Origin of the sequence: Silicimonas algicola (genome assembly GCF_003148765.1) — a bacterium.
GTDB classification, from domain to species: Bacteria; Pseudomonadota; Alphaproteobacteria; order Rhodobacterales; family Rhodobacteraceae; genus Silicimonas; species Silicimonas algicola.
The window spans coordinates 1-6,498 of record NZ_QGGV01000020.1 but is presented as its reverse complement, the minus strand read 5'-3'; the positions used below and the strand labels follow the sequence as shown (position 1 = coordinate 6,498).

The 6,498-nt window shown below is 63.2% G+C and carries 5 protein-coding genes; 1 reads left to right on the top strand and 4 read right to left on the bottom strand.

Annotation, left to right across the window (positions count from 1 at the left end):
- Positions 1-107: 107 nt before the first annotated feature.
- The 3 genes from C8D95_RS21545 to C8D95_RS21535 all read right to left on the bottom strand — a co-directional run bounded on the left by C8D95_RS21545 (position 108) and on the right by C8D95_RS21535 (position 2,880).
- Positions 108-1,058, bottom strand: a complete 951-nt coding sequence (locus tag C8D95_RS21545) for a DUF5996 family protein (RefSeq protein WP_109761262.1) — start codon at positions 1,056-1,058, stop codon at positions 108-110.
- A gap of 173 nt (positions 1,059-1,231) precedes the next feature.
- Positions 1,232-1,861: an NADPH-dependent F420 reductase gene (locus C8D95_RS21540; RefSeq protein ID WP_109761261.1), complete on the bottom strand. Its 630-nt coding sequence runs from the start codon at positions 1,859-1,861 to the stop codon at positions 1,232-1,234.
- Between the two features lie 131 nt (positions 1,862-1,992).
- Complete coding sequence (locus tag C8D95_RS21535; protein ID WP_249033342.1) at positions 1,993-2,880, bottom strand: LysR family transcriptional regulator; 888 nt, start codon at positions 2,878-2,880, stop codon at positions 1,993-1,995.
- 786 nt (positions 2,881-3,666) lie between these two features.
- Between C8D95_RS21535 and C8D95_RS21530 the strand changes: the two genes are divergently transcribed.
- Positions 3,667-4,977: an MFS transporter gene (locus tag C8D95_RS21530; RefSeq protein ID WP_109761259.1), complete on the top strand. Its 1,311-nt coding sequence runs from the start codon at positions 3,667-3,669 to the stop codon at positions 4,975-4,977.
- 92 nt (positions 4,978-5,069) lie between these two features.
- Here the strand turns inward: C8D95_RS21530 and C8D95_RS21525 are convergent, their stop codons facing one another.
- Positions 5,070-6,173: an HPP family protein gene (locus C8D95_RS21525; protein WP_109761258.1), complete on the bottom strand. Its 1,104-nt coding sequence runs from the start codon at positions 6,171-6,173 to the stop codon at positions 5,070-5,072.
- Positions 6,174-6,498 lie beyond the last annotated feature (325 nt).

The following is a 6,498-nucleotide window of genomic DNA, read 5'->3' as shown; positions in this document are numbered from 1 at the left end:
CCGTCAATTCGGACGACATACCGTCCCTTGCTCTCGCCCTCCTCTCGTTCGATGTGCAGCTATTCCCGTTTAGGGTCAGTCATTATCTGCGTCCTTCTCAAGAAACGTTAGACAGGCGTGGCTCGGATAGGACGCGGTCGGCGAGGATTGCCAGTGGTGCAGTCGAGACGCCCACGGTCCCAGCCGCCAAGATCTGCGGCGGCTCGATACGTGCTCTCCAAGAAGGCCATGAGGCTCGCATCGGGATCGGAGGTGCGACGCACCGACTCGTAGGCCAGCACGAACTCACCGAGCCTCGCGTCGAAATACGCCGCGTCGGGCGCTACGGCGGCATCGGCGAAGCCCGGTGGCGCCGGATAGGCGTAGGAGTAGAAGGCGGGAAAATCGAGCCCGCCTCCTCCGGGCCAAAACCCGGCCGAGGACACCTCATGGCTATAGGCTTCGCGGGTGACATCATCTGGCAATCCCGGCACTCCACCTGGATGCAACGGAGCCTCTCGTCCGGAAAAGCGCGTCACGGCAAGATCGAAGCTTCCCCAGAACAGATGGACGGGACTGACTTTGCCGAGAAAGGAAGTGCGAAAACGGGTCAGCACGCGGTCGATGCAGACGCAGGCACGGAAGAAACGCGTCACCGCCTCTGCGTCGTAGGGTCGATCGACAGTGTCCTCCGCGAATGGAATCGGATTGGGAACCTCGTTCGGAACCCCGTGGAACTCGGTCGTGGCGCCGAGCTCGCGCAGGAGGTCGAGGAAACGCCTGTGGAAGGCGGCAACGGACATCGGTCCGAGATCGAAGCGCGCGGTCCTCCCGTCCGTGCAGGAGCCGATTACGGCATGGTTGAGAAGGTCCAAGACGAGTTCCACGCCGCGCGCACCATCAGGCACGAGCGAGGTCGTGAGCCCGCGCGCGTTGACGTAAAGCGTCGCGTGCCACGAGTGGTTCACCCAAGGGGTTCGGGCCAGTCGGTATTTGCCCACGACCTGTGAGTAGAGGTGCAGCGCCGCGCAGGTCTCGTGCCACGGCTCGTAGGGAATGTCCGGCCAGGTAGCAGTCATGGTCGTCCCTCGTCCAAGCGAAACCGTAGCTGGCGGAACGAACGCAGGCAGCCACGCCCGCAATGTTAGCCACGCGGGCGCTCCGAAGAAAGACTTGTAAAGCGGAGGACCCGGCTTTCGCCGGAGCCTGCTCAGAGGGTCTACCCCGGTTGTCTGCACCAGGTGACAGCGCTTCAGGCAGCGCGCTGCCAGGTCGGTGCGATATCGGTGCCGTGACCGAGGCCGTAGCCGAGCGTGATGTTCAGCGCGGCGACGGGCTCCAGGTAACGGGCGGTAGCCAGGCCACCTGTCTCCAGCGTCTCGAACCCAGCGCTCCGCGCCAGGTCGACGACAGCGGTGCGAGCAGCCTCGTCCTCTCCGGCCACGAAGACCGTCGTGGGATGTCCGGTGACCTTTCCGCCGTTCTTAAGGACCTGTGCGAAGAGTGTGTTGAACGCTTTCACGACCTTCGCCTGCGGCGCCCGCTTCTGGATTTCCTCCGCGGCACTTGTCGTATGCCCGATGCTCAGGCCGGAGAAGTCTGCGGTCATCGGGTTCGTGATATCGACCAAAATCTTGCCGGCGAAGCCGCCGCCCGCCTCGATGACGTCAGCAGTGGCATCATAGGGGACCGCCAGGACGACAATGTCAGCCTGCGCGGCAGTGGCGATCGAAGCGGACGACACGCCGTGTGCGACCTCCTTAGCGGCGGCATCCGCTTTTGCGCCGTCTCGGCTGGCAATGGTTATGCTGTGGCCGGCGTCTGCGAACCGCGCGGCGAGCCCCGTCGCCATGTTGCCGGCGCCAATGATCGAGATGTTCATGGTCGTTCTCCTTCTGACTTCCAGCGCTCGTCTGAGCGTCGGTTCATCGTCATGTGGAGAACATATCCTCACGTCGGGATACTATAACGCGCCGCGCCAGAAGATGACTGCTTCCTCCCAGGAGAGAATGACTACCAGCCCTCCTCCCAATGAGGGGTCTGCTTGTATCGCTCGGCGAGGAAGTCCACGAGCAGGCGGACCTTGGCTGCAAGATGCCGGTTGTGCGGGTAGAGGACATGCACATCGTAGGGATCAATCTCGAATTCTGGCAGGAGCCTCACGAGTTTTTTCGCCCTAAGCGCGTCTCCCGCCACGAAAGCGGGCACGCAGGCAAGTCCCAGTCCCGAGATGGCCGCCTCAACGCAGGCTTCGGCATTCGAATAGCGGATTCGTCCTGCGACGCCCACCATCTGAACATCGCCGTCCCTGGCTCTGAACGGCCACCGGTTAGGGTCGCGAAAGTTGGTGTCGATGATGCAGGCGTGATGGACCAGGTCCGACGGCGCCTCCGGCGACCCGTGGATCACGAGGTATCCCGGTGTAGCCACCACCACGATGCGGACGGCGCAGAGTTTGCGGATGATCAGGCTGGAGTCGTGGGGTCGACCGACGCGAATTGCCATGTCGAAACCTTCATCGACCACGTTGACCAACCGATCCGAGAAGCTGATGTCGAGTTCGATCTCAGGATAGAGAGCGGCAAATGCACTGAGGGAAGGTGCAAGTTCGCGCGTGCCGAAGGTGAGTGGCGCCGTCAGACGCAGCCGCCCGCGCGGCGACTGAGAGATGTTGCGGATGTCGAGATCCAGGGCGTCCAGCTCATCGATGAGCGGTTTCAGCCTATCGTGGTAGGCCCGCCCCGCCTCCGTCGGAGCGACGGACCGCGTGGTCCGGTTGAGCAGACGCACACCCAGATCACCTTCGAGCCTCGACAGCAGCTTCGACGCCTGTCCTGACGTGGTGCCCAAGCGTTTCGCAGCCTGCGTAAAGCTGCCGGCTTCCACGACGGCGAGAAACATCCTGTCGCATTCTAGTCGATCCATTCTTCGCTCGTATCGAGGCGGGGCATTGATCTTCACCGTAGTCGCTGAGGGACGTCTCAACCATGGCGGAGTGGCGGCAAAGATCTGTCTTCACCCCTCTTTACCTCGTCAGGAAGTCGCCCCGGCATATCAGCCACCTCCCTGCGTCGCCGATTCGCGATCACCGAACGTGACTCCTGTCGCGGTGCCGCCTGGGTGCTTTGTGCCGACCGCAACCATGTTTCTCGGGAGCGCCGTCTCTGCGCACCAGCGACAGGGCTCGGTCCTTGGGAACGTTTTAACGGCGGCGCTCGCGCGACATTAGCCCGCCTCCTTAGGGTGACTAGCAGGTCGCTGTGGAACATCACCTAACGCTCCTGTTCGCAGTGGCGATGATGCACCTGCCAGACGACATGGCCCTTGCCACGTCAGGCTTGTCTCGGCGGCCGCCTCGTGGGAACCCATCGCCCAAGGGACTGCTTTCGCGCCGCGCTCCATGGAATTTACTAAGAGGAGTGGAAAGGTTGGGTGCACCACATGACGCGCGATGTTGCTGTCGTGGACGTGAAAGGGCGAGCCTGTAACAGTCGCCCGGATGTTTCGAAGCCACCCTCACCATGTTCCCGGTGAGCGACGGAACACGGATTGTGGGACTTGTGGATGGGTCGGACGTCCTCGGGTATTTGATCCGCATGAGTTGACCTAGGGTTCCGAAACCCCGACCGCTTCCCGGCCAGCTGCGGCCCGCTTTGATCCACGGCTTACCTCCAAGGAGCCTGCGGAATGACCGCAACCGATCTTCAGCATGGCCTCCGAGAAAACGCGGGCCAAGTCACGCACCAGCTGATCCAGGTGATGCTCGTGGGCTTTGCCATCGGCATGACCCGCACGGTGGTCCCGGCATTGGCCGAAAGCGAGTTCGGGCTAGAGCGCGGCTCGTTCCTGCTGCTCGCTTCCTTCGTGGTGGCCTTCGGCGCGATGAAGGCGGTGATGAATTTTGTCGCCGGGCGCTGGTCAGAGCGCATCGGGCGCAAACGCGTCCTTTTCTGGGGTTGGGTCGTGGCGCTGCCCATTCCGCTGATGATCTGGTATGCGCCAGACTGGAACTGGATCGTCGCCGCGACCGTGCTCCTCGGGATTAACCAGGGTCTCTGCTGGTCGATGACGCAGACCGCGAAGCTCGACATCACACGCGCCGATGAACGCGGGTTGACGATGGGGCTGAACGAGTTCTCCGGTTATGTCGGCGTCGCGGTCGCGGGCATCTTGACCGCCTATGCGGCAGCCTGGCTTGGACCGCGCGTCGGGCTCTTGATCTTCGGCATGGCCGTCGTCTTGCTCGCGCTGCTTCTCACCGTTGTCTGGGTGAGGGATACGCTCCCCTGGGCCAAGGCAGAAACCGCTGCGCACAGAGCCGCACCGCCGAAATTCTTGCCACGCTATCCCGAGGGCGTCTCCGATCATCCTGGCACGGGCGAGGTCTTCGCGGTGATGACCTGGCGCGACCGCCGCCTCTTCGCCATCTGCCAGGCGGGTCTGGTGGAAAAATTTGTAGATGCGCTCGTCTGGGCGCTGTTCCCGGTCTTCCTCGTAGCCCAAGGCGCCAGCCTCACCGACGTCGGCTGGATCGTGGGGACCTACGGTCTTGTCTGGGGCGGCTCGCAGCTCTTCACCGGGCGGCTCTCGGACCACGTCGGGCGGTTCTGGCCCAACGTGCTGGGCATGTGGATATGCGGCGTGGGCGTGGCAATGGTGGTGCTGGGGACGGGCGCGCCGTGGTGGTCGGTCTCGGCAGGCGTCGCGGGTTTCGGCATGGCACTCCTTTATCCGAACCTCTCAGCGGCGGTGGCCGACATCACTCCACCTGCATGGCGCGGATCGGCCATCGGCATCTACCGCTTCTGGCGCGATCTCGGCTATGCCATCGGTGCGCTCGGCCTAGGCCTCTCCGCGAGCCTGACAGGTGGAGCCGAGGCCGCCTTCTGGTTCGTCGCGATCTCGATGTTCGTCTCGGGCGGTCTGCTCTTCTGGCTCGGTGAGGAAACTCACCCGCGGCTCAACCCGGCCTTGCCAACGATGCCGGGCGACGTGTGATTCCTGTCCCTTATCCGGTTGCAAATTTTTGTGCCGCATGCGGTGCAGTGAGGACGTTCTAAAACTTGTGAGCGGGAATTGAAGAGGGTTCGCTAGGCAGCCGCGCGCTCATCTGCTCCGCGCAACAAGAGCCGAATAATGTCCGAGCGTGTCAGAATGCCGACAAGCCGGTCATCCTGCTGCACCGGAATAACCTCGCTTCCTTGCGCCGCGAGCCGGTTGAGCAGAGCGCCCACCGGCAGGTCATGGCGGACCGCGCGGTCGGCCGGACGCATGACGCTGGACACCGCTCTGGACGTCGTCCGGGCTCTCCAGGTCAGGGGACGGTCCTGGGCCGCGACCACTTCTAGGAGATCAGCCTGAAGGACGAGACCGCGAAGCGTCATGTCGCCGTCAACTACCGGCAGACTCTTGATGGCGTGGCTGCGAAAGATCCGGGCGGCCTCCGGGAGCGTCGTGTGGGGCCGCACGGTGATCAGGTCGGTCGTCATGATATCGGCGCAGGTCGTGCCGTCGAAGCGATGCTGTGCCGCCTCTGCTTCGGCCGCAGCCAGCAACCTGCCCAAGTCCGCTACGCCAAGGTTAGTGGTCTGGTTGAATCGATCGAGTAGCGCGCCGAGTTGCTCGTTCGACAATCCCAGCCTCAGGCCAAGTTCTCCTGCGTCGCCCGTATCCGGCTGGCGGAAGGGATAAACCCGACCCGTCGCCCGGTTGTAGAGCACGGCAGCGAGAACCAGCAGGGCCGTGGCCGACCCCACCGGTAACAGGGCGAAGAGCAGGCCCGCTTGCAGGGTCGGCGCCGGATCGAGGGCAGTCAGGAGCGCCACGGCGCCTCCGGGCGGATGTAGGGCCCGCACAAACATCACGGCGATGATAGCGGCGCCGACCGCGACGCCAGTCGACCAGGGACCGGGAACTATTTGGACCGCCAGCAGTGCGACGAGCGCCGCAGTCATGTTGCCGACGATCGCCGACCACGGTTGTGCAAGGGGCGAGTTCGGGACGCAGAAGACCAGCACAGCCGTCGCTCCGAGCGGCGCTAGGAGATGCAGAGATAACGCGCCGAGTGCCACTCCAACGCTCACCAACAGGGCGCAAAGGCTGATCCCGAGCATCGCGCCGATGCCCGCTCTCAACTGCTCTCGGACGTGGAACGCCGGGAGCGCCGGGTAGAGATGATGATACCAGGTTCGCAACCGAACACTCCAGCTGGGCGATGAACGACTCCGGCTCTCTGCCTTAAACTTGGGCGGAAAGGAAATGTCTTGGAACGACGAAAAGGCGATCGTTCCTCCTTGGGTGAAGATAGCGGAACGGCTCAGTTGAAGATCGGCGAAAGAAGGAGCGGTTCTTCCCGATGTGGCAGTTCTACCTCGCCGCCAATGAAATGGCCTTTCGGCATGGGCGCCAGGCTGTCTTCCAATTGCAGCTCTCGAAAGAGCAGACTGCCGTGCCTCTGTCGCGAGACTATATGCACCTATGCCGAAGTGTTCGGGAACGGCGAGGCAGGTCTGTTGCAGC

Excerpts from the sequence above, each read along its gene's own strand:
- C8D95_RS21545 (WP_109761262.1), bottom strand. The coding sequence starts at position 1,058 with ATGACTGCTACCTGGCCGGACATTCCCTACGAGCCGTGGCACGAGACC.
- C8D95_RS21540 (WP_109761261.1), bottom strand. The coding sequence starts at position 1,861 with ATGAACATCTCGATCATTGGCGCCGGCAACATGGCGACGGGGCTCGCC.
- C8D95_RS21530 (WP_109761259.1), top strand. The coding sequence starts at position 3,667 with ATGACCGCAACCGATCTTCAGCATGGCCTCCGAGAAAACGCGGGCCAA.
- C8D95_RS21535 (WP_249033342.1), bottom strand. The coding sequence starts at position 2,880 with ATGTTTCTCGCCGTCGTGGAAGCCGGCAGCTTTACGCAGGCTGCGAAA.